The sequence below is a fragment of the Sphingomonas oligophenolica genome (genome assembly GCF_039522915.1).
Taxonomy (GTDB): domain Bacteria; phylum Pseudomonadota; class Alphaproteobacteria; order Sphingomonadales; family Sphingomonadaceae; genus Sphingomonas; species Sphingomonas oligophenolica.
Genome location: NZ_BAAAEH010000007.1, coordinates 52,614 through 74,039, shown reverse-complemented (window position 1 = coordinate 74,039; position 21,426 = coordinate 52,614). Strand labels below are relative to the sequence as shown.

At 65.7% G+C, this 21,426-nt stretch carries 25 protein-coding genes; 11 read left to right on the top strand and 14 right to left on the bottom strand.

Translation table 11 applies throughout. The features are described 5' to 3' along the window. Positions 1–35 precede the first annotated feature (35 nt). A complete protein-coding gene (locus ABD050_RS05260) occupies positions 36–521 on the top strand; it encodes a hypothetical protein (protein ID WP_343888177.1) in 486 nt (161 codons plus the stop codon). Between the two features lie 5 nt (positions 522–526). On the opposite strand, the gene ABD050_RS05255 is transcribed toward ABD050_RS05260, so the two are convergent. Together ABD050_RS05255 and ABD050_RS05250 are read right to left on the bottom strand one after the other, a co-directional pair. After that, positions 527–829 (bottom strand): polyhydroxyalkanoic acid system family protein, encoded by a 303-nt coding sequence (locus tag ABD050_RS05255; protein ID WP_343888176.1) that lies wholly within the window; start codon positions 827–829, stop codon positions 527–529. A gap of 10 nt (positions 830–839) precedes the next feature. Continuing rightward, a complete protein-coding gene (locus ABD050_RS05250; protein ID WP_343888175.1) occupies positions 840–1,259 on the bottom strand; it encodes a VOC family protein in 420 nt (139 codons plus the stop codon). A gap of 138 nt (positions 1,260–1,397) precedes the next feature. On the opposite strand from ABD050_RS05250, the gene lnt reads away from it, so the two are divergent. The 4 genes from lnt (at position 1,398) to ABD050_RS05230 (ending at position 6,175) form a co-directional block, all read left to right on the top strand. Beyond that, positions 1,398–2,990, top strand: coding sequence for an apolipoprotein N-acyltransferase (lnt, locus tag ABD050_RS05245; RefSeq protein WP_343888174.1), 1,593 nt, complete (start codon positions 1,398–1,400; stop codon positions 2,988–2,990). Positions 2,991–3,057: 67 nt separating this feature from the next. Continuing rightward, positions 3,058–4,275, top strand: coding sequence for a methionine adenosyltransferase (gene metK, locus ABD050_RS05240; protein ID WP_343888173.1), 1,218 nt, complete (start codon positions 3,058–3,060; stop codon positions 4,273–4,275). A 106-nt stretch (positions 4,276–4,381) separates the two neighbouring features. Beyond that, a complete protein-coding gene (trmB, locus tag ABD050_RS05235) occupies positions 4,382–5,062 on the top strand; it encodes a tRNA (guanine(46)-N(7))-methyltransferase TrmB (protein WP_343888172.1) in 681 nt (226 codons plus the stop codon). A 27-nt stretch (positions 5,063–5,089) separates the two neighbouring features. Further along, positions 5,090–6,175, top strand: a complete 1,086-nt coding sequence (locus ABD050_RS05230; RefSeq protein WP_343888171.1) for a 50S ribosomal protein L11 methyltransferase — start codon at positions 5,090–5,092, stop codon at positions 6,173–6,175. Between the two features lie 23 nt (positions 6,176–6,198). Here ABD050_RS05230 and ABD050_RS05225 read toward each other — a convergent pair whose 3' ends face one another. Continuing rightward, positions 6,199–7,332, bottom strand: coding sequence for a GNAT family N-acetyltransferase (locus ABD050_RS05225; protein ID WP_343888170.1), 1,134 nt, complete (start codon positions 7,330–7,332; stop codon positions 6,199–6,201). Between the two features lie 79 nt (positions 7,333–7,411). Here ABD050_RS05225 and ABD050_RS05220 point away from each other — a divergent pair, with 79 nt between their 5' ends. Beyond that, positions 7,412–7,873 carry a DUF2721 domain-containing protein gene (locus ABD050_RS05220; RefSeq protein WP_343888169.1) on the top strand — a complete coding sequence of 154 codons (462 nt, stop codon included), beginning with the start codon at positions 7,412–7,414 and terminating at the stop codon, positions 7,871–7,873. Next, the gene (locus ABD050_RS05215; RefSeq protein WP_343888168.1) at positions 7,870–8,277 is read left to right on the top strand and encodes a DUF4345 domain-containing protein; all 408 of its coding nucleotides are present in this window, start codon (positions 7,870–7,872) and stop codon (positions 8,275–8,277) included. Before ABD050_RS05220 ends, ABD050_RS05215 begins: the two co-directional genes overlap by 4 nt. Before the next feature lie 4 nt (positions 8,278–8,281). On the opposite strand, the gene ABD050_RS05210 is transcribed toward ABD050_RS05215, so the two are convergent. The 5 genes from ABD050_RS05210 to ABD050_RS05190 form a co-directional block, all read right to left on the bottom strand. After that, the gene (locus tag ABD050_RS05210) at positions 8,282–10,084 is read right to left on the bottom strand and encodes a phage tail sheath family protein (RefSeq protein WP_343888167.1); all 1,803 of its coding nucleotides are present in this window, start codon (positions 10,082–10,084) and stop codon (positions 8,282–8,284) included. Between the two features lie 142 nt (positions 10,085–10,226). Beyond that, on the bottom strand, positions 10,227–11,804 hold the full coding sequence (locus tag ABD050_RS05205; RefSeq protein ID WP_425542411.1) for an amidase: 1,578 nt from the start codon (positions 11,802–11,804) through the stop codon (positions 10,227–10,229). 515 nt (positions 11,805–12,319) lie between these two features. Further along, positions 12,320–12,595, bottom strand: a complete 276-nt coding sequence (locus tag ABD050_RS05200) for a DUF3175 domain-containing protein (RefSeq protein ID WP_343888166.1) — start codon at positions 12,593–12,595, stop codon at positions 12,320–12,322. A 2-nt stretch (positions 12,596–12,597) separates the two neighbouring features. Then, positions 12,598–12,747 carry a hypothetical protein gene (locus tag ABD050_RS05195; RefSeq protein ID WP_343888164.1) on the bottom strand — a complete coding sequence of 50 codons (150 nt, stop codon included), beginning with the start codon at positions 12,745–12,747 and terminating at the stop codon, positions 12,598–12,600. A 49-nt stretch (positions 12,748–12,796) separates the two neighbouring features. Beyond that, positions 12,797–13,336, bottom strand: a complete 540-nt coding sequence (locus ABD050_RS05190; RefSeq protein WP_343888163.1) for a hypothetical protein — start codon at positions 13,334–13,336, stop codon at positions 12,797–12,799. Positions 13,337–13,485: 149 nt separating this feature from the next. On the opposite strand from ABD050_RS05190, the gene ABD050_RS05185 reads away from it, so the two are divergent. Continuing rightward, positions 13,486–13,623 carry a hypothetical protein gene (locus ABD050_RS05185; RefSeq protein ID WP_343888162.1) on the top strand — a complete coding sequence of 46 codons (138 nt, stop codon included), beginning with the start codon at positions 13,486–13,488 and terminating at the stop codon, positions 13,621–13,623. Positions 13,624–13,740: 117 nt separating this feature from the next. On the opposite strand, the gene ABD050_RS05180 is transcribed toward ABD050_RS05185, so the two are convergent. Together ABD050_RS05180 and uvrB are read right to left on the bottom strand one after the other, a co-directional pair. Then, positions 13,741–14,658, bottom strand: coding sequence for a CPBP family intramembrane glutamic endopeptidase (locus tag ABD050_RS05180; RefSeq protein WP_343888161.1), 918 nt, complete (start codon positions 14,656–14,658; stop codon positions 13,741–13,743). A 123-nt stretch (positions 14,659–14,781) separates the two neighbouring features. Next, positions 14,782–16,980, bottom strand: coding sequence for an excinuclease ABC subunit UvrB (gene uvrB, locus ABD050_RS05175; RefSeq protein WP_343888160.1), 2,199 nt, complete (start codon positions 16,978–16,980; stop codon positions 14,782–14,784). Between the two features lie 156 nt (positions 16,981–17,136). Here uvrB and ABD050_RS05170 point away from each other — a divergent pair, with 156 nt between their 5' ends. Next, the gene (locus tag ABD050_RS05170; protein WP_343888159.1) at positions 17,137–17,580 is read left to right on the top strand and encodes a DUF3617 domain-containing protein; all 444 of its coding nucleotides are present in this window, start codon (positions 17,137–17,139) and stop codon (positions 17,578–17,580) included. A gap of 76 nt (positions 17,581–17,656) precedes the next feature. Here the strand turns inward: ABD050_RS05170 and ABD050_RS05165 are convergent, their stop codons facing one another. Beyond that, complete coding sequence (locus ABD050_RS05165; protein WP_343888158.1) at positions 17,657–18,112, bottom strand: hypothetical protein; 456 nt, start codon at positions 18,110–18,112, stop codon at positions 17,657–17,659. Positions 18,113–18,273: 161 nt separating this feature from the next. Here ABD050_RS05165 and ABD050_RS05160 point away from each other — a divergent pair, with 161 nt between their 5' ends. Both ABD050_RS05160 and ABD050_RS05155 read left to right on the top strand, forming a co-directional pair. Next, positions 18,274–18,519 carry a helix-turn-helix transcriptional regulator gene (locus ABD050_RS05160; protein WP_343888157.1) on the top strand — a complete coding sequence of 82 codons (246 nt, stop codon included), beginning with the start codon at positions 18,274–18,276 and terminating at the stop codon, positions 18,517–18,519. A 5-nt stretch (positions 18,520–18,524) separates the two neighbouring features. After that, positions 18,525–19,031, top strand: coding sequence for a hypothetical protein (locus tag ABD050_RS05155; protein WP_343888155.1), 507 nt, complete (start codon positions 18,525–18,527; stop codon positions 19,029–19,031). Between the two features lie 26 nt (positions 19,032–19,057). On the opposite strand, the gene ABD050_RS05150 is transcribed toward ABD050_RS05155, so the two are convergent. The 3 genes from ABD050_RS05150 to ABD050_RS05140 are packed head-to-tail and all read right to left on the bottom strand — an operon-like array spanning position 19,058 to position 21,271. Then, positions 19,058–20,479, bottom strand: coding sequence for an MFS transporter (locus ABD050_RS05150; protein WP_343888154.1), 1,422 nt, complete (start codon positions 20,477–20,479; stop codon positions 19,058–19,060). Then, positions 20,476–20,988 carry an SAM-dependent methyltransferase gene (locus ABD050_RS05145; protein ID WP_343888153.1) on the bottom strand — a complete coding sequence of 171 codons (513 nt, stop codon included), beginning with the start codon at positions 20,986–20,988 and terminating at the stop codon, positions 20,476–20,478. Before ABD050_RS05145 ends, ABD050_RS05150 begins: the two co-directional genes overlap by 4 nt. Then, a complete protein-coding gene (locus ABD050_RS05140) occupies positions 20,981–21,271 on the bottom strand; it encodes a GIY-YIG nuclease family protein (RefSeq protein ID WP_343888152.1) in 291 nt (96 codons plus the stop codon). Before ABD050_RS05140 ends, ABD050_RS05145 begins: the two co-directional genes overlap by 8 nt. Positions 21,272–21,426 lie beyond the last annotated feature (155 nt).

The window sequence follows — 21,426 nt, the reverse complement described above, 5'->3', positions numbered from 1 at the left end:
CCAACCCGGCCTTATCCGTCCAGGCGGGGCACTGAATGAGCGATCGGGTTGTGAGCAATCCCGCCAAGATGGCCGAAAACTGGCGCGTCGCGATGTCGGCGCTGACCAATTTGTTTCTGACGACTCACCATACCCTGGCCGGTGCTGCGTCCGTCGGCCCGACCGAGTTGCTGATCTACCTGACCGTCTCTGTCGCCAATGTGCAGAAACTGATGCGCGAGCGGTGCATTCCGGCAGGCTTTGCCGCAACCGAGATATTGCCGCGCGAATGGGTCGTGCCGATCTCGCGCAACGCGATCGCGACCGCGAGCGGACTCCCCCGAGAAACGGTGCGCCGCCAGGTCGCCCAGATGATCGAGAGCGGGCTGCTGATCGAGGATCCGCGCGGCGGCGTGACCGTGCCGATCGGCGTCATCAAGAATCGCGGGCTCGAGCCTTTGCTCGAGACGCTGCTCACCGATTTCGCGCGATCGGCGGAATTGCTGCTGCGGATCGGGGTGATCGAGATCCGGAAGGATTAACGGCTCTATTTGAGCAGCGACGGTCCGTCCTTGGCGAGCTTCGCGCGGATCTTGTCGGCGAAAAGCGCCAGGAAGGGCGGGAGATCGATCACGGCATGGACCCGATCGTCGAACAGATCGAGCCGGCTGGCGACGCGCTGGCCCATCGCGGTCACGGTGAAATGCAGCGTGTCGCCTTCCCAGCGATGCTCGGCGACGGCGCCGCCCGGGAACATCGCGGCGATCTTGCCGACTCCCTTGTCGAGGCGTGCGCGCACTGCCTCGCGGCCATGTTTGTGCGGGATATCGACGGTGATCGGCTGGCTCATGGCGAGGTCCTTATGTCGCGAAGAGCATCGCGTCATCAGCAAACGCCTTGAACTCGAGGGCGTTGCCGGAGGGGTCGAGAAAGAACATCGTCGCCTGCTCGCCGGGCTGGCCGCGAAAGCGGATATGCGGCTCGATGCCGAAGCTGACGCCGGCCGCGCTCACCCGCGCGGCGAGCGCTTCCCAGTCCGGCATGGTCAGCACCACGCCGAAATGCGGGACCGGGACGTCATGGCCGTCGACCGGGTTGGAGACGGCGACCGCCTGTGCCGCCGGGTCGAGATGGGCGACGATCTGGTGGCCGAACAGATCGAAATCGATCCAGCCCGCTGCGCTGCGCCCCTCGGCGCAGCCGAGCACGCCGGCGTAGAAAGCACGGGCGGCGGCGAGATCATGGACCGGGAAGGCGAGATGGAAAGGGCGGAGGGTCATTGACGATTCATAGCCTCATTGCGCGGCTTTCGTCACCCCGGGCTTGTTCCGGGTCCGCCCTTTTCGCATAGGAAGCAGCCGAGGCGTTGACGGCCCGGTGAATGCCGGAACCAGTCCGGCAGAACGATGGGAACACCGTTGGCTTACGAACATATGCGGCAATTGGGGAACCGGGGACGTCGCTACCCTGCCCTTCTCTCCCTTGCCCTCGGCGCGCTCTCGGCAACCGGATTCGCGCCATTCGGTTTCTGGCCGCTTGCCCTTGCCTGTTTCGGCGGCTGGATCTGGCTGGTCCATGAATCGCCCACCCTCAAACAAGCATTGCTGCGCGGCTGGCTGTTCGGGCTCGGGCAGTTCGCGGTCGGCAACAACTGGCTGCAACATCCCTTCGCCTTCCAGGATGCGATGCCGCAATGGCTCGGCTATGTCGGGGTGGTTCTCGCCTCCTGCTATCTGGCCATCTATACGATGCTCGCGGCGGGGCTTGCCTGGCGGTTTGCGAGCCCGCGCTCGACGGGCGATGCGCGGACGCCGCCGGGCGCCGGCTATGTGCTGGTCTTCGGCGCCGCCTGGATCGTTACCGAGTGGCTGCGCGGCACCATGCTCGGCGGCTATCCGTGGAACCCGCTCGGCGCGATCTGGGTGCCGATGCTGCCTATCGCGCGCACGGCCGCCCTTGTCGGCACCTATGCACTGTCGGGCCTCACGACAGCATTCGCCGGGAGCCTGATGCTCGCCATTGCACGGCGGTGGCGCCTGCTCGCCGCGATGCTGACGATCGGCGCGCTGGCCGCGCTTCTCAACATTGGCCACAAGGGCTCGCCCGCAGCGGGGGCGGCCTATCCACATATCCGCATCGTCCAGCCCAATCTCGGCGAGGAAGAGCGGCCCACGCCCGACTATGCGGAAAATAACCTGCGCGCGCTCGAATCGCTGGCGGGGGAGCCGGGCGCGCATCCCCGCCTGATCGTGTGGCCCGAAGGCGCGCTGCGCTATTCGATCGAGGACGGCTATCCGCCCTATGTCTATGGCACTGCCTCGCCCGCGATGATCAGGCAGCGGATCGCCGCGAAGCTCGGGCCGCGCGACATTCTGCTCACCGGGGGCAACGCGCTCCAGTTCGACGCACGCGGCGATGTCAGAGCCGCGACCAATTCGATCTTCGCGCTTGATTCGCGAGGCTCCATCCTCGCCCGCTACGACAAGGCGCACCTCGTGCCGTTCGGCGAATATCTGCCGCTGCGGCCGATCCTGACGGCAATCGGCCTCTCCCGGCTGGTACCCGGCGACATCGATTTCGCCGATGGTCCGGGACCGCGCACGATCGCGCTGCCGGGGTTCGGCACGGTGGGCATGCAGATCTGCTACGAGATCATCTTTTCGGGCCAGGTGACTGACCCGGCGCACCGGCCCGCGCTGATCTTCAACCCATCGAACGACAGCTGGTTCGGCACCTGGGGCCCGCCCCAGCATCTCGCCCAGGCGCGGCTCCGCGCCATCGAGGAAGGGATTCCGATCATCCGAGCGACGCCGACCGGCATCTCGGCCGTGATCGACGCCGACGGCCGGCTGCTGGACAGCGTCGGATTGCACAGGGCCGGCGCGATCGAGCTGGCGATGCCCGAAGCGGATCCGCCGACCCTCTTCTCACGCCTCGGCAACTGGATGGCGCTCATCACGGCGGCCATGATGCTGCTCGTGGCAGTTGCCATCCGCCGGGCTGCTCGCTAGGGGCGCATATAAGGAAAGCTTTATATGCGGTTTCCGGCGTGCCGGACCGCCAGCCAAGGGTGACTCAATGCGCGCGTCGTTCCTCTTCACGTCCGAATCGGTTTCCGAAGGCCATCCCGACAAGGTCGCCGACCAGATTTCGGATTCGGTCGTCGATCTGTTCCTCTCCAAGGACCCCTATGCGCGCATCGCGTGCGAGACGCTGACCACGACCAACCGGGTCGTGCTGGCGGGTGAAATCCGCTGCAAGGGCGTGTTCGAGAACGACCAATGGGCGCCGGGGGCCAAGGAAGAGATCGAGGCAGCGGTCCGCGCGACGGTGAAGCGGATCGGCTATGAGCAAGCCGGCTTCCACTGGGAGACGTTCTCGTTCGAGAATCACCTGCACGCGCAGTCAGCGCATATCGCGCAGGGCGTCGACGAGAGCGGCAACAAGGACGAGGGCGCCGGCGACCAGGGCATCATGTTCGGCTATGCGACCGACGAAACCCCCGACCTGCTGCCCGCCACGCTTTATTATTCGCACCGCATCCTCGAAAAGCTCGCGCATGACCGCCACAACAAGGTCGTGCCGTTCCTCGAGCCCGATGCGAAGAGCCAGGTGACGCTCGAATATCGCAACGAAGTTCCGGTCCGCGCGACCGCGCTGGTCGTCTCGACCCAGCATGCGCCCGGCTATTTCTACGATGGCACCGAGGGCAATCCCGAGCTCTACAAGGAGCTTCGCGACTATGTCGTCGGCGTGTTCAACGAAGTCCTGCCCAAGGGCTTTGTCGACGAAGAGACCAAGATCTACGTCAATCCGACCGGCCGTTTCGAAATCGGTGGCCCCGACGGCGATGCCGGCCTGACCGGCCGCAAAATCATCGTCGACACCTATGGTGGCGCGGCCCCGCATGGCGGCGGCGCTTTCTCGGGCAAGGACCCGACCAAGGTCGACCGTTCGGCCGCCTATGTCGCGCGCTATCTGGCGAAGAATGTGGTTGCCGCGGGGCTCGCACGCCGTTGCACAATCCAGCTTTCCTATGCGATCGGCATTGCCGAGCCGCTGTCGGTCTATGTCGACACGCATGGCACCGGCACCGTTCCGGAAGCCAAGCTGGAAGAGGTTCTGCCGAAGCTGGTGCGCCTGACGCCGAAGGGCATCCGCGAGCACCTCAAGCTCAATGCGCCGATCTATCAGCGCACCGCGGCGTACGGCCATTTCGGCCGCAAGCCGGAGGGCGATTTCTTCACCTGGGAAAAGACCGACCTGGTCGACAAGCTCAAGGCTGCTGTTGCCTGAGCCAACCGGGCGAAAGCCGAAACGATGCGGCGCGGCCCCTGGCGGGGCGGCGCCGTTTTCGTTGAAGGCTTGCACCCAAGCCTCACGAGACTATGGCCGCCCGGCAATGAACGACCCCACCACGATCCGCCGCCTCTATGGCCGTCGCCAAGGGCACAAGCTGCGTCTCGGCCAGGCCGCGCTTGTCGAGGAGCTGCTGCCGCGGATCAGCGTGCCTGAGACGGGCCCGCTCGACGCGACGAACCTGTTCGGCGACGATAGGCCACTCGAAGTCGAGATCGGCTTCGGCGCCGGCGAGCATCTTGCCGGGCAGGCCGCGGCGCGGCCCGGCAGCGGCTTTATCGGTTGTGAGCCATTCCTCAATGGCGTGGTCGGCGCGCTCAATCATGTCCGCGACGGCGATCTGGAGAATGTCAGGCTTCACATGGGCGATGCGCTCGATGTGATCGAGCGGCTGCCCGATGCTTCGCTCACCCGCGTCTACCTGCTCCATCCCGATCCGTGGCGGAAGGCGCGCCACGCGAAGCGGCGGATGGTCAATCACGGACCGCTCGACCTGATCGCGGCCAAGCTGAAACCCGGCGCCGAATTCCGCCTCGGCACTGACGATCCGACCTATTGCCGCTGGGCGATGATGGTGATGAACGCGCGCAGCGATTTCGAATGGCTGGCCGAGCACCCGCGCGATTTCCTGACCCGCCCCGACGACTGGCCCGAGACCCGCTATGAGCGCAAGGCGCGGCGGCAGGGGCATGAGGTGTGGTACTTCCGGTATTTGCGGCGCTGACCTAGGGTATCGGCGAAGGGGATGCCGGTGAGCGACGATATCGACCGCATGATCGCCACGCTCGGCGCGGCGCTGCGGCAACGACCCGACTATCCTTTCCACCTGATCGGACTCGCCGAGATGGTTGCCGCCGAGAAGCATCGGCGCCGCGCGGTGAAGCTTGCGCGCGAGGCAATGGCGCTTGGCCGCGACGACCCGGCCACCGTCATGCGCGGACGCCGGCTGCTGGCGTCAATGCTGCCCGGCTATCACGTGCCGATGATGAACGATGCGCGGCGCAACCGCGCCTGGGACGCAGCGCTGCGGCGCGCGATCCGGCCCGGCATGCTGGTGTTCGAGATCGGCACCGGTGCCGGCATGCTCGCCCTGATGGCCGCGCGCGCTGGAGCGGCGAAGGTCGTCACCTGCGAAACCAATCCGGTCGCCGCCGAGCTTGCCCGCGCGCTGGCGGCGCGCAACGGCTATGCCGACCGGATCGAGGTGATCACCGGCCCGTCGCAGAAGGTGACGATCGGCACTGACCTGGAACGGCCTGCCGACCTGCTGTTCTGCGATATCTTCGCTGACGGCCTGCTCGGCTTCGATCCGCTCTCGGCGATCGGCGACGTGCGGGCGCGGCTGCTGGCACCCGGCGCACCGGTTGTTCCGAGGGCGGCCAGCCTGTGCGTCGGCCTTGCTGCGTGGGAGGATCATGATCGGAGCGGAAAAATCGACGCCGCCTGCGGCTTCGACCTGTCTCCGCTCGCCGATTTCGTCGATGTCGCGCTGTTGCGGCCAATCGATACGCCGGGCCTGGATCTGCTCTCTGACGGGGAAACATTGTTCCGGTTCGACTTTTCGGAAGCAAGCTTTCCGGCCTCGGAACGCTGCGCCGTCGCGTGCCGGGCGTTGAAGGCAGGGCATGTCGACACGATCGCCCGGTGGATCAGGCTCGAGCTCGACGCTGAAACAACGCTCGAGGCTCGGCCCGAGCCGGGCGCCCTCTTCTTCTCCTCACCGACCCTGACGCCCCTCGCTGCGCCGATTCCGGTGTCGGTGGGAGATGAAATGCGAGTCGGCGGATGGCATGACCGCCACAAGATCCTGACCTGGATCGACCCCGGCGCGTGCTGATATCCGGAGCCGATGGGCGGTGATCACATCGCCGCGTCGGAATCCTTCCCCATCCCGGGCGGCATCGGCCGCTGGCCGCTCCTCGTCCAGATATGGCGCAAGGCCCGCCCGAGCAGCGCGGGCAGGCCGGGCCGAACCAGCAACCAGTCGCGGATCGCGCCGCCCCGTTCAGCGCCGATCACGCTCTTGTACCCGCTGTCGCCCGCGCCCCAATCGACCCGGCATAGTCCCTGCTCGAGGCCGCGCAACAGGGTGCGGTAGGAAAGCAATTTGCCCGGCGAATATTTCGCAAAGGCAGGATCATAGCTGTTGGCGATCGCATATTTGAGGTTGCCCGCGTTCAGATCGAACGAGAAGGCAGCCGGCGCGTCATCGACCAGGAGCAGCCCGGCGCTCATCATGCCGGCAAGTACCGGATCCTGCGCGGCCGTACGCCAGAAAGCGCCGTGCCCGGCTGCGGTGAACTTTGCATCACGGCCGTCGGTTTCAGTCGCAATCCAGCTTTTCTCCTCGACCGACGCAAGGGCGTCGAACCCGCCCGATGCCAGATCAGCGCCGCCGAGGAACCGCCATGCAAGCGCGCCCCGTTCGGCCAGATGCTTTTCGTGGAAGCGGTTCTTGCGCAGTGTCGAGGTGCGGGGCCAGGCCTCCTCGCCCCGCGCCGCTGTCATGTCGAGAACCCAGCTGTCGGCGACGAACCGGTCGAGCACGGCCCATCCCTTCGCCCGCGCCGCGGCGATCAGGGGCGCGAGACAGGGATCACCATCATTGACCGGGCCGATTCTGAGGGCGTTGACCTCGCGGCCAAGGCTGTCGAGCAGGGTATTGAACGCGCCCTCACCGGCCACCTCGCTCACCGGAAAGCTCCGGAACGGCCAGTAGGAGCCCGGCACCGCGGCGAGGCGCGCCGGGGTGGGCCCGAAACGGATCATCGGCAGTGCGATCACCGGATCGCCGTCATGCTCGATCAGGATGGTGCGCGCCTGGCCCCCATAGGCAGCGAGTGCCGCCGCAAACCATTGATAGCGCAGGAAGCGATGAGTCTCGGGCGCTGCCTCGGCGACCGGATCGATCGCGCCCGACAGACCGTCGAACACGACGGCTCGCGTCACCGGTGGCAGGCGCGTGAACTCTGCGAGCAGCATCGGCTTGGTCATGACGAGGTCGTTACGCCCTCATCGGTTACCAACCGGTTCGCGCTTGACCCCTGGGCCGCGAAACCCCCACTATCCTTTCGTGCAATATTCCCCCGCCGTCACCACGATCGCCCAGACGATCCAGCTCTCGCTGTCGCCGGTCTTCATGCTGGCCGGGATCGGTGCGCTGATCAACGTCCTGGCCGGGCGCCTTTCGCGCGTCGTCGACCGCGCCCGCGCAGTGGAAAGCTTGCATCCCCGCTCGACCGGCCCCGAGCATGACCGCCATGTCTGGGAGTTGCGCCTGCTCGACCGGCGGATGTCAGTGATCAACATGGCCCTGGTACTGGGCGTGTCGAGCGCCGTGATGACCTGTCTCGTCGTCGCCATGCTGTTCGTTGCCGAGCTGGCCAAGCTTCATATCGGCACAGCGGTCGCGCTTTCCTTCATCCTTGCAATGCTGTTGCTGATCGCAGCGCTCGTTTCGTTCCTGATCGAGGTGCGGATGTCGCTGACCGCTATCCATATCCGGCCGGAGCTGCTCGAAAAAGACCGGGCGTGAGCCTGCTGGCCGAGAAGCGTGCGCTGCAGGCCGTGGTGGCGATCGCCTGTCTCGTGCCGCTCATCACCGGCGGCCAGAGCATCCTGCACGGACCCGCCTTTCTCGGCCACCCGCCGGTAATCCCGATCGATCTCGACAGCCATTTCCGCTACGTTTCGGGCATCTTCTTCGCGGTGGGCGTGGCCTTTGCGAGTTGCGTGCCGGGCATCGAGGCCAAGGGCCCGCGCTTCCGATTGCTGGGGGCGCTGGTGATCGTCGGCGGGCTTTCCCGGGTCGGGTCGCTGATCGCGGTAGGCGTGCCGTCAAAGGGCCATCTGTTCGCCTTCGCGATGGAGCTCGTTGTCGTGCCGTTGCTGCTGCTGTGGCAGGCGGCCTTCGCAAGCCGGTGGAATCGGAAACGCTAAGGGTTCAGGCCCCCTGCATCGCCTGCTTGAACGTCAGCTCGATGAATTCAGCCGGATGGATCATCTGGAGCGTGACGTTGACGATCATATAGCCGTTGAGAATATCCTCTGCGGTCATCGTCGAGCCCAGGCCGCACTGAACGGTGAAGGCATCGCTGGCCTTGTCGCCCATCAGCCCGCCGGCCTGCCAGAGCTGGGTCAGGAAATTCGAGATCATCGAGGTGACCGTCATCCAGGTCGTGCCGTCATTGGCCGCGAAGGTGAAGGGCTCGAGCGCCTGCTGGATCGACTGCTCGATATAGATCAGCGTCCGGCGAACCTGGATGTAGCGATAATCGTCGCTATTGCCGTCAAGCGTCCGCGCGCCCCAGACGACCGTACCGCGATTGACGAACGCGCGGAGGATGTCGATGGCATTGCCGTTGAGCGGCACATTATACGCGCCCTGCTGCGCGTCGTTCAGCAGCACCTTGGGTGCGAGCACCTGGTTGAGCGCCATGTTCGCCGGCGCGATCCAGACGCCGTGATTGGCGTCGTTGAGTGCCCAGATACCCGCCATGGCGCCACTTGGCGGCACGACGTTGAGCTTGTCGGCGAGGATCTGCTGGATAGTGCCGAGCAGGGGCAGCGCGGCCAGCAGATATTGATCGAGCGCTTCGATGCCCGCGCCGTCGGTCGGCACAGCGATGGGGCCCGGCAGGGAAACCGCCAGGCCTTGCGCCACGCCGACGATATTGGCCGGATCCGATGTGATCGGCGACGCGCCGGCGACCGGAAAGGCAGCCGCGATGTGCGCCGCGATATCGACAAAGGCGGACGGAAAGCTCGTGCCGGCTGAAGCGGGGGTGCCGGCCGCATAGAGCGACTGGGCCTGGGTCGTGAGCAGATTGTTCATGAGCGTAGTGCCGGCGGCGCTTCCGCTCAGATTGGAGCAGGAGAGATCGGTCTTGGCAAGCAGCGAAGACTGAAGCGCCGGGCCATAGGCGGCGCCATAGCTGAAGACGTCAGCGGCCGGCGCGATGGCCGCGTAAAAGGCATCCGCCTCTTGCTGCATCGCATCCGCGGACCAGTTGGCCGGTTCGAGCGCGCCCGGCAGGTCGAGGATGGCCATACGATCCTGAAGCGTGCCTGATTGCCGCAGCATCTCGACGACGACAGCCTGATATCCTGGATAGGTCAACGCACCCTTGGCGTCGGTCCCGACCAGCAGACAGGCGTCGGGCACCACGAGCATGGTGCCGCCGCGCACGGTGTTCGAAACGGCAAGTCCGGCCAACAGGTCGTTCACATCGACGGCAGCCGGTGTTGAATCCGCCGGGGGCGTTACGCTTGCGGTTCCCCAATAATTGGCGACCGAGATAACGAAGCAATTGCCCCCGCCATTGGCGAAAAACAGCGCCAGCGCCGAATAGAGATTGAACTGCGGCCCGTAGGTCATGGTGCCGGCGGGCGTCACCGAGGTCCCGACCACATAGCCTGCGCTGGAAGGCAGGTTGGCCGAGCCGTCCCATGAAAATGCCTGGAAATCACTCTCGGCGGCTGGCGCGGCGGCCGCGACGACACCCTTTGCATCGAACCCCGCGCCGAAATAACTGCGATAGTCAGCCATTGAGCTCAACGGGATCGCCTGAAGATAGACGGGCTCGCCGGTCGATGGATCTCGGGCGGTTTCTGTATAGCCGATGAAGATCGGGACGGCGGTCGCGACGCCGACGATCGAAGGCGGAAAGGCATCCAGCTCAGTGATATAGACGCCGGGCGTCTTGCGATTCTGAAAGCCGGAATTGGTCGGGACATTCGCTGACATGACGGCGCTTCCTTTGCGGCGGGCGGGGCAGGCTCCGGCTCCCGCGATCAGGAGAGGTTTGTGGATTCCTGTCCAATAGAGAATGCGGCGAAGGGCTCATACCCGAAGTCGAACCAACTTCGCTCCGATCACTGGACGGCGTCTATCGTGCGGCTTCAAGACCGGCGCCCCCATCAGCCACCGCCAGATAGCGTGGCGCGACCCGGGCATGGCTCGCCTGCTCATAAGCGTAGCCGACGTTCAGCACTGCCTGATCCCCCCAGGCGGTGGCGATGAAGGACAGGCCGACCGGCAGACCCTTCACCAGCCCCATCGGCACGGTCAGATGCGGATAGCCGGCGATCGCGGGCAGCTCGCTCGCGCTCGGGCCGGTAAAATTGTCGCCGGAGACCGTATCGCTCAGCCAGGGCAATCCGTAGGTCGGCTCGACCAATATGGTGGCATCAGCCTTTTTGAGCATCGCGTCGATCCCCTCGGCACCGGCCAGGCGCAGCGATTTCGCCCGGGCGCCGAGATATTCGGCATCAGCGAGGCCATGGGCCTTGGCAGCGTCGAGGAATATCTCCTGCCCGAAAAAGGGCATCTCCGTCGCCTTGTTTGCCTCGTCAAAGGCAATCACCTGATCGAGCGTGCGCGTCGTCACGGCATTCGGCGTGGTCGCCAGATAGGCGTCGAGATCGGCCTTCAATTCAGTCTTGAGCACCTCGAACTCAGCGTCGCCGCGGCCGCCATCCTTGGGCGCCTCGACATCGACCAGGACCGCGCCCTGCGCCTTCAGCACCGCGAGCGCCGCTTCATATCGCACCTTGAGGGTATCGGGCATGTCGGGGTGAAGGACAGCAATCCGCACACCCTTGAGCGCATCCGCCGACAGCCCGGCGGTAAAGTCGCGTCTGTACTTGTCCGCATCGCGCGTCGCGACGTCAGCCGGATCGGTGGCGACCATGGTCGAGAACAGGATCGCGACATCCCTCACGCTGCGCCCCATCGGCCCCGGCGTATCCTGGCTGTGGCTGATCGGCACGACGTGCGTGCGGCTAACCATGCCGAGCGTCGGCTTCAGCCCGACCAGGCCATTCATCGACGAGGGGCAGACCACCGAGCCGTCAGTCTCGGTGCCGATCGCGACCGCGGCGAAGCTCGCCGCCACCGCAGCGCCCGAGCCGCTCGACGAGCCGCAGGCGGTGCGATCGAGCGCATAGGGATTGCGCACCAGCCCACCGACCGCGCTCCAGCCGCTCATCGCCTTGGTCGAGCGGATATTGGCCCATTCGGAGAGGTTGGTCTTGCCGAGGATCACCGCCCCACCCTTGCGGAGTTCGGCCACCACGGGCGCATCGCGACCGGTGCGATTGTCCCTGAGCGCGAGGCTGCCGGCAGTGGTGGGCAAATCCTTCGTCTCGATATTGTCCTTGATCAGCACCGGGATGCCGTCGAGCGGCCCCAATGCCTTGCCGGCCTTGCGCCGCGCATCGCTGGCCCGTGCCTCGGCGAGGGCGTCGGGGTTGGTCGCGATCACTGCGCGCAACGTTGGTCCCTTGCGGTCCATCGCCGCGATCCGGGCGAGATAGGCCTGGGTGATCGACACGCTGGTCGCGGTGCCCTTGGCCAGCATCGCATCGAGATCGGCGATCGAGGCCTCCTCGACCTTCGGGCCGGCGTGCGCCTCAACCGATGTCATCAGAGCCGAGCCGATCAACAGAAGAGCGAAGCCGCGCATGATAGTCCCCCAGCCGCCAATGCCCGACCTTCGCGATCGCGCGGCCAAATCATGCGGGAGAGCAGGCCGTCGAACAAGCCGTCTTCGCGACCCTGTTTGCCCAGGCGCTCGCGCCGCGCTCCGAGCGCCAGGACGAAGGAGTCGCGTCACCGACCAGGCCAGACATGAAAAGAGGCTGCCGGGTCCGAAGACCCGGCAACCTCCTGACATGGTCAGCGGCCGGAAGCTCCAGCCCGGGAGACCATGCGAACCGCAGCTTCGATAGACGGCAGCGTTGATTGGGGGAAAATACCCCCCGCCGTCATCCCGATAAAGCTAGCGGTGCGTCCCCCGAACGAACTGAACCGACCCCATTGCTGAACCATGAGACATCGGATCACCTCCTTTCGCATTGTTGAAACGGCGTACCCTGCAGCGGGTACGATCCCAATGTGAATCATCGGAATCGCATATACAAGTCTTGTATTGCATCGCGATTTGGAGGATTCTCTTTCGCCTGCGCGGTTCGGGCGGCGTCACGCCTTCCCGAAGGCGACGCGCAACTCATCTTTCGCTTTCTCCAGTATTTTCTTCTGCTTAGCGTCGAGCCCATGCCCGGCGCGGTTGATGTAGAAGGTGAGCATCGACATCGCCGACTGGAAGGGCGTGCCCTTGCGGCGATGGCTGTGCTCGGCCGATCGCTTGAGGGATGCGGCGATCCGTTTCGGATCGTCCCAGGTGAAGACCACGCGTTCGAGATCGAGCGCGTCGGAATGCTCGGTCACGTCCTGCGACCATTTCCGTTCCGCCATGATCAGTGCCGCTTGAAATATTGCACGTCACGCTCATGCTTCTCGGCCGCGGCGCGGGTGTCGAAGGTGCCGAGGTTGCGGCGCTTGTGCGTGTCTGGATCGAGCTTGCGCGTATAGAGGCGATATTCGCCGGATTTGAGCTTGCGGATCATTGCCTTTCTCCTTGGCGGGAAAAACGCACGAAGCGGCAAGCCTATCCCGTCAGCGCCGGCAATCCTCGGTGACGCGCTCGATCTCGGGCCAGGCCGGCAGCACCAAGGTCGGATAGCCCGGCTGCTCGATGACGAACCGCCCGCGGCTGAAGCCGATCGCGTCCAGCAGGCTGTCACGCGGGGCGATCGAGACAGCGAGATAGGGCGGCGTACCGCCGGTCGGCGCGCTCGACAGGATCCGCGAGACCGTCGAGGTGCGGATCGTCATCGGCACCGCGCCGGCGGCAAGCCCGGCGCGTGAGAGATAGAGCGTGTTCGCCGCGAGATCGCAGCGCAGCGTGACTACGGCGTCGGCACCGCGCTGGCCGAACAGCGCGATCGAGCCGCGGCCATCCTGCCGATATACCCAGTCGCCGGATGTCACCGGCCAGTCGCGCCAGTCCGGTCCGACCGGTGCCGGGGTCGGCGTGGGGCGTGGCGGCGGCGTGTAGGTCGGCGCCGGCGCGGGCGCCGGCCGTGGTGGCGCTGTCGGACTGACGCAGCTCGCCAGCGCAAAGGTCAAGGCGAGGATCGGAAGCGCGCGCATCATCAGGTCCTATGCGCGATGCGGGCTGCCCGCTCAACCGTCCGTCTTGCGCGCCCGCGTTATTTCGACTCTCCTGTCCGCCAAGACGTTGAACCGGGGGAGAGAGACATGGCGATCGACGCCAGAAGGTTGCGATCGATCATCGGCGCCTCGTGTTCGCCGCGACCTTCTTCCCCAAGGGCGATCGCACCGCTCAGCTGCTGAGCACGGCGGCGATCTTCGCGGTCGGCTTCCTGATGCGCCCGGTCGGCGCCTGGGTGATGGGCCCGATACCAAGCGGACGAGCCTGATCGTCGAGGATGAGGCTGAAATTAGGAAGCGACGGCGTGTCCGCTCCCCGGCAATTCTCCACGGTCCCTCGATTTAACGTCCTGCAACGACGGCGGTTGCTCCATCGGCCCGCGATGTCAGCTCCAGGTCTTGATGAACTCCGGCGTGAACGGCAACACGTCGACACAGGCGTGAAGCAGGACGACCAGCAACAAGCTCCGGGTCCGCGCCCACAGCACGCCGAACAGGATGCTGATCGGCGACAGCGTCGCGATGGTGAACGCAGCGACCTGAAGCGGATCGGTCGACCAGCCGTCCGTATCGGGCGTGCCGCGCAGATAAAGGCCCGGCACATGGGCGAGCGCGAACAGGATGGACGTCGCGATGATTGCGGCGATCGGCGACTTCAGCACTGCGGCGAAGCGCGATTGCAGCGCAGCGCGAAACAGGAATTCCTCGCACAACCCAGCTTCGACCGCGATCCACGCAAAGGCGCCCCCGGCCCCGAACGCAAGCGCCGGCAGCCCGAGCTTGAGGGCCGCGATCTGGCCGAGACTGGGGCTGACCACCGCCAACAGCCCGATCAGAATGGCGCCGAGGACAATGAGGGTCGGCCAGAAGCCGGGCCGGCTCAGTCCGCTGTCGAACATCGCCCGGATCGGGGCGCGCAACAGCCAGAGCAGTGCCAACGGCGCGCCGACATGCACGACGAGCTTCAGCGCCAGGACGGCCAGCTCCTGTTCGCGCCCGGCCGGTACCGCCGCCTTGACCGCACCCATCGCCCAGCCCAGCACGACAAAGGCATAGACGGCGAGATAGAGGAGCAGGGCCGACAACTCGATCGCCGGCCTTGTCACCGGTACCGCCGGCGCGTTCGCCTTTCGGGTCAGCCACCAGGCCAGGCCGGATAGAGTTATGCCGAAAATCGCAAGAGAGATGATCGGAAAGGACCAGTCAGCTCCGGCCCGATAGAGATAGAAGGTCGAAAGCGACCACAGGGCAAGATAGAGCAGAGCCGCCGCCGGGTCTTTTCCCTTGGAGATGCCATCCGCCATCGTCCGCCCCCCGGTTCGTTACGGTGGCATGTCATATCTCACATGCGTCCGAAACAGCCAAATGGCGGTTCCGCAGGCAAGGCGAAGCGGCGCCTCGCCGACGGGATCGATCAACGGCGCTTGCTAGCGCCCGCTCCGCCCGCCGCCCATCCGCATCTTCTGGCTCTTGCCGTAGCGGGTCTTGCGCGTGCCCGGCTTGCCTTCGTTCGCTCGGCCCATCACCGGCGCGCGATGCTCGCCGGCAGGCAGGCCGAGCTCCTCGGCTTCGAGCGATCTGATCTCGTCGCGCAACCGCCCGGCTGTTTCGAACTCGAGATCGGCGGCCGCCGCGCGCATCTGCTTTTCGAGATCCTCGATATAGGCGCGCAGGTTGTGGCCGACCATGTGCGGCCGGTCCTCGTCGATCTCGATCGTGACCTGGTCGCGGCTCGCGACGTCCTTGATGATGTCGCCGATATTGCGGCGGATCGTCGTCGGGGTGATGCCGTGCGCTTCATTATAGGCGAGCTGCTTTTCGCGCCGCCGCCCCGTCTCGTTCATCGCCCGCTCCATCGAGCCGGTGATGCGATCGGCGTAGAGGATCACCCGGCCGTCGACATTGCGCGCGGCGCGGCCGATGGTCTGGATGAGCGAGGTTTCGGAGCGCAGGAACCCTTCCTTGTCGGCATCGAGGATCGCGACCAGCCCGCATTCCGGGATATCGAGCCCCTCGCGCAGCAGGTTGATGCCGACCAGCACGTCGTACACGCCGAGCCGCAGATCGCGGATCAGCTCGATGCGTTCGAGCGTCTCGACGTCCGAGTGCATGTAGCGGACCTTCAATCCCGCCTCGTGCATGAACTCGGTCAAATCCTCGGCCATCCGCTTGGTCAGCGTCGTGACCAGGGTGCGATAACCGGCCTCGGCGGTCTTCTTCGCCTCGACGATCAGATCCTGCACCTGTTCCTCGACCGGCTTGATCTCGATCGGCGGGTCGATCAGCCCGGTCGGGCGGATCACCTGCTCGGCGAAGACGCCGCCGGTCTGCTCCATCTCCCAGCCGCCCGGGGTCGCCGAGACATAGGTGGTCTGCGGCCGCATCGCCTCCCATTCGTTGAAGCGCAGCGGCCGGTTGTCGATCGCCGAGGGCAGGCGGAAGCCATATTCGGCGAGCGTCAGCTTGCGGCGATGATCGCCGCGGGACATGCCGTTGATCTGGCCGATCGTGACATGGCTCTCGTCGACGAACAGCAGGGCGTTGTCGGGCAGATATTCGAACAGGGTCGGCGGCGGCTCGCCGGGCATCCGGCCGGTGAGGAAGCGCGAATAATTCTCGATGCCGGCGCAGCTGCCGGTCGCCGCGATCATCTCGAGATCGAAATTGGTGCGCTGCTCGAGCCGCTGCGCCTCGAGCAGCTTCCCCTCGGGCACCAGCTCCTTCAGCCGTTCGGCGAGCTCGTGCTTGATCGCTTCCATCGCCTGTTTCAGCGTCGGGCCGGGCGTCACATAGTGGCTGTTGGCATAGACCCGGACATAATCGAGGCTCGCGACCTTCTTGCCGGTCAGCGGATCGAACTCGACGATCTCCTCGATATCGTCGCCGAAGAAGGACACGCGCCAGGCGGTGTCCTCATAATGCGAGGGGAAGATTTCGAGATTGTCGCCCTTCACGCGGAAATTGCCGCGCTGGAAGGCGGCATCGTTGCGCTTGTACTGGAGCGAGACGAGCTTGCGGACGATCTCGCGCTGGTCGACCGTCTGGCCTTTCTTGAGATCGAAGATCATCGCCGAATAGGTCTCCACCGAGCCGATGCCGTAGAGGCACGAGACCGAGGCGACGATGATCACGTCGTCGCGCTCGAGCAGCGCGCGCGTCGCCGAATGGCGCATCCGGTCGATCGCCTCGTTCACCGAGCTTTCCTTCTCGATATACGTGTCCGAGCGCGGGACGTACGCCTCGGGCTGGTAATAGTCGTAGTAGCTGACGAAATATTCGACGGCGTTCTCGGGGAAGAAGCTCTTGAATTCGCCATAGAGCTGCGCAGCGAGAATCTTGTTGGGGGCAAGCACAAGCGCCGGTCGCTGCACTGCCTCGATCACCTTGGCCATGGTGAAGGTCTTGCCGCTGCCGGTGACGCCGAGCAGCACCTGATCGCGCTCGCCGGCCTCAGTCTGCGCGACGAGTTCGGCAATCGCCGTCGGCTGATCGCCCGAAGGGGTATAATCGGAAACGAGCTTGAATCTCTTGCCGCCCTCCGCCTTGGGCGGCCGCGCCGGGCGGTGCGGGACGAAGCTGGTGCCCGTCTCGGGCTCCGCGAGGCTGGTGCGAATCTGGATTGCCATAGAAGTACAATATGGGAACAGAAAGCCCGAGCGGCAATCACCTTCGCCTGCATTCGAATCCGGATTGCCATCCGCCGCGAATGCGAGAAGGAAGGCGTCAACCCGCGACACAGCGGGATTGGTCGCGCGTAATCTTTAGTTCTTGGAGATTTTGCGATGAATCGACTTCTTGCCGCCGCACCGCTGCTGCTGGTCCTTCCCGCCGCAACATCGAGCCTGCCGATCCAGCCCGGCAAATGGCAGAGCATTGTCACCATCACCGACATGCAGTCGCCCCGCATGCCGCGTGGCGTCGGCGCTGCGATGCGCGCCCACCCGACCACCGTGACTGCCTGCGTGACCGCGGTGCAGGCGGCGAACGGGCCGCGCGCCGTGCTCCAGGGAAGCAATGGCAAATGCCGTTATACCAGCTTCAACGCCACGGGTGGTCGCTTGAGCTCAGTGATGGTGTGCGCCTTCGCCTCCGGCACCATGACCGTGACCTCGAACGGCGGCTATACCGCCACGACGATGGACGTGAGCGGCAGCTCGGTCTCGACCGGGCGGATGCAGATGACGTCGAAGACTCACACCAGCGCCCGGCGCCTCGGCGGTTGCTGAACGGAAGAGCAGGCCGATGATGGGCCGACACCGCAACGACTGCCATCGATGTTGAATCGGCGATGCGTGGACGTGCTCACCAGATACGCCGGTACGCGACCCGCCACATGGTGAACCCGATCAGCGCCGACATGCCGGAAAGGATCAGGCTGGTCGCGACAGCGCTGATCCAGCGGAAAATCAATGTCTGGGTGTCGGTGGCGGGCATCGTGTAGAGGCCGAAACCATAGGTCTGCCCGCCGAGGAACAGGGCGAAGCCGGCGACCGCGCCGACCAGCATCGCGGCGCCCGGGCCCCGCCGGCCGAGCGCATGGGCGACAAGCCAGAGCGGCCCGGCAACCGCGACCGCCGCCATCGCGGTGATCACCATGCCGATGAGGAAACCGACTGCGATCGCCAAGGGTGTCGGCGTTCCGCCGAGCGCGACCAGCAGGCTCGCAAAGGCGCCGCCCAGCAGCCCGCCCGCACCGAGCGCAAGCCCCGCGCGATCCAGACTCGTCTCATATCCGCGCAGTGCGACCCGCTCGGCCAATTCCCCACTCCCCTGGCGGCGTCCATATCATCGGTCGCGGCCGTGCCCAAGCCCATCCGTTTCGTTTTGTGCACGATGGGCACAGCGTGGAAAGACGTTGTTTCAGGCATCAGCAAAAATTGGTTGCACACTATGCTTTGTTGTGTTTACACAATAGATATATGAAAATTCACAACCGAATCGCCCTGTTTCGCAGCGAACGTGGCACCTCCCGCCGCGCGCTGGCCGACGCAGTCGACGTCAACCCGCAGACGATCGGCTATCTTGAGCGCGGGGACTATAATCCGAGCCTGGAGCTCGCGCTGAAGATCGCCGCCTTTTTCGACGTCGCGGTCGAGCATCTGTTTTCCTTTGAACCCTTCGAGTCGGTCGCGGTCGCCCTGCGCCGCATCGACTCAGCGGAGTGACGCGCATGAGCCTGCCCGAACGCCTGGACGATCTCGCGAACATGACGGGCTTTCCGCAATTTTCCCGGCGATTTGCCGCCAAAACGCAGCATGGACTTCATCTGCGGTGGTCGCCGATTGTTGCGCTCACGCTGGCAACCGCCGGGATCGTCGTTGCCGCGGCAGCCCCTCACCCACATTATGCGCTCGGCATCTCCCTGCTGTCCCTGGCTCAGGCGATTGCAACTACCCTGTCCTTGCTGGGGCCGATCAAGCCTTTCGGAACCCTGGTCGGCGTCGATGAGCGCGATCGGCAATTGCGTCGAGACGGCTATCTCGCGGCGTTCGCGGCGGTCAGCTTCGTTGCCATCGTCGCGCTCCTTGCCCTGACCGGGCTGGCCCTGATCGAGCCCTGGGACCGCGACCGGCTGCTCTTCATGATGCCGGTGCTGGCTTTCTATCTGCTGTGCCTGTTGCTGACGATACCGACGCTCTACGCAAGCTGGGCAACGCGTCCGATCGAGGACGAGTGAGATCAGCTCGGCCAGGCACCGCGCCTCTATGATCGGCTGCCCGCATCCTTCGCCCGCACCAGCAACCACCCGCACAATCCCGCTCCCACCGCCATCACTGCCGCAGCAATCGCTGCAGCATGGAAGGCCGCCAGCGACACGCCGCGCCCGTTGTCGGTCAGCACCAGCCCGATCAGCGCGACCGCGATCATCCCGCCGATCCGCGCGGTTGCGTTGTTGACGCCTGACGCCGCGCCCGCGTGGCGCTGGTCGACTGCCGCCATTACCGTCGTCGTCAGCGGCGCGACCGCCGCGGTCATGCCCAGGCCGACCAGCAGCATGCCGGGCAGGACGTCGCGGGCATAGTGGATGGCGCCTTCCGGCATCAGCGCGAACAGCGCGAAGCCGGCGCCCGTCACCATGGGCCCAAGCGCCAGCAGCGGCCGCGCGCCGATCTTCGCCGCAAGCGCACCGACGCCGCGCGAGCCAAGGCCCATGATCAGCGGCAGGGGCAGCACCGCGGCGCCCGCCGACGCCGCGTGCCAGCCGCGGGCGATCAGCAGATAGGGGAGCAGCAGCAGCGCGCCGGCAAGGGCGGCATAGAGCAGGAAGGTCAGCAGCGTGACGCCGGTGAAGATCCGGGTGCCGAACAGGGCAAGCGGCACCATCGCCCGGTCGCCAAGCTTCGCTTCGAGCCCAACGAACGCCGCCAGCGCGATCGTGCCCGCGCCGATCATTGCGGCGCCCGTGCCGCGATCGCCGGAGGTCAGCATCGTCAGGCCCCAGACCAGCAGCCCGAGCCCGGCGGTGGCGAGCGCGGCACCATACCAGTCAGGCAGCTTGGCGTCCTCGTCATGGCCACCCGGCACGTAACGCCGGCCCATCGCGAAGGCCGCCAGCGCAATCGGCACGACCAGCGCGAAGATCGATCGCCAGCCGACATGATCGACCAGCCATCCGCCGAGGATCGGCCCGACCGCGCCGGCCGCCGCGCCCGCCGCCGCCCACGTCCCGATCGCCTTCGCCCGAGCCGCCCCGTCGAAATCGGCACCAAGGATGGCGAGGCTCGCCGGCACCAGCAACGCGGCGCCGATCCCCTGGACGATGCGCGCGGCGATCACGAAGCCGAGCGTCGGCGACACCATGCAGGCAAGCGAGGCCGCCGCGAAGATCACCAGCCCGGCAAGGAAGGTGCGTTTGCGCCCGACCCGGTCAGCGAGCGCGCCGCCGATCAGCACCAGTGCCGAGAGCGGCAGCATATAGCCGTTGACGATCCACTGCACGCCGGTGCCGTCAGCGCCGAGCGCCCGGCCCATGGCCGGCAATGCGACATTGACGACCGACCCGTCGATCATGGCGATGCTCGAGCCGAGTACGGTCGCGATCAGGGCGCCGGTACTGCCCGTGTCGCCACCCTTCCGCTCGATGGCGGCGAGCCGATCGCAGGGTGCGGTGCCGGGGGCGGTCACCCGGCGCGGGCCCAGTATTCGGCCATCAGCTCGGTCGCCCAGTCGGGCTGGCGGACCTCGCCACGCGGCAGGAATTCACGCATCACCGGCTTGATATCGAGCACGGGCGTGCCGTCGATCGCGTCGAGGCCTCTGACATGGAGCCGCGTTCCCTCGATCTTCAGGATCGCGCAGGTGGTGAGGCCGATCCGGTTGGGACGATTCTTGCCGCGCTGCGCGAAGATGCCGGCGAGCGGCCAGTCTTCGCGGTTGCGGGGATGACGGGCGCCGGTTTCGATCTTCGACTCCGGCACCTGATCGAAGACGAAGATGATCTCGGCATGGGAGAAGTCGGCGAGGCCGTACAGGGCTTCGGGGCCGAAGCGGGGCTCGAGCTCGATGACGGCGGTTTCGCGGTCCCAGTCGTCGTCGACAGCTTCGACGCGGCCGCCGCGGACATGGGCGATGGGTTGCACGTCACCCCGGCGAAGGCCGGGGCCGCTGCGTTGCTCGTGCGCCCCCTCACCCATTGATCGTCTCCCAGAGATCCTCCCAGTTCGGGTCTGTCTCAGCGATCAGACGGAGCTTCCACACCCGATTCCAGCTCTTAAGCACCTTTTCGCGAACGATAGCCTCTTCGATCGTGTCATGCGGCTCGATAAGGACCAACCGCATGCAATCCCATCTTGCGGCAAACTTCGAACCGCGACCCTCGCGATGGGCGAGGATGCGCGCGGCGAGATCGGCAGTGACGCCCGTATAGAGAATACCGAACGGCTTGTTCGTCACAATATAAGTATAACCGCCGCGCACCGACCACCTCCCCCGTCGCCCCGGCGGAGGCCGGGGCCGCTGCGTTATAGTCCACCCCTCTGCCTCAAACCCAGCGGCCAGCACCGGGTTGAACCTGCCCCGCAGGTTCAAGGATCGTCCAGGGGACGATCCGACCCGGCGCTCCTCCGCCGGGG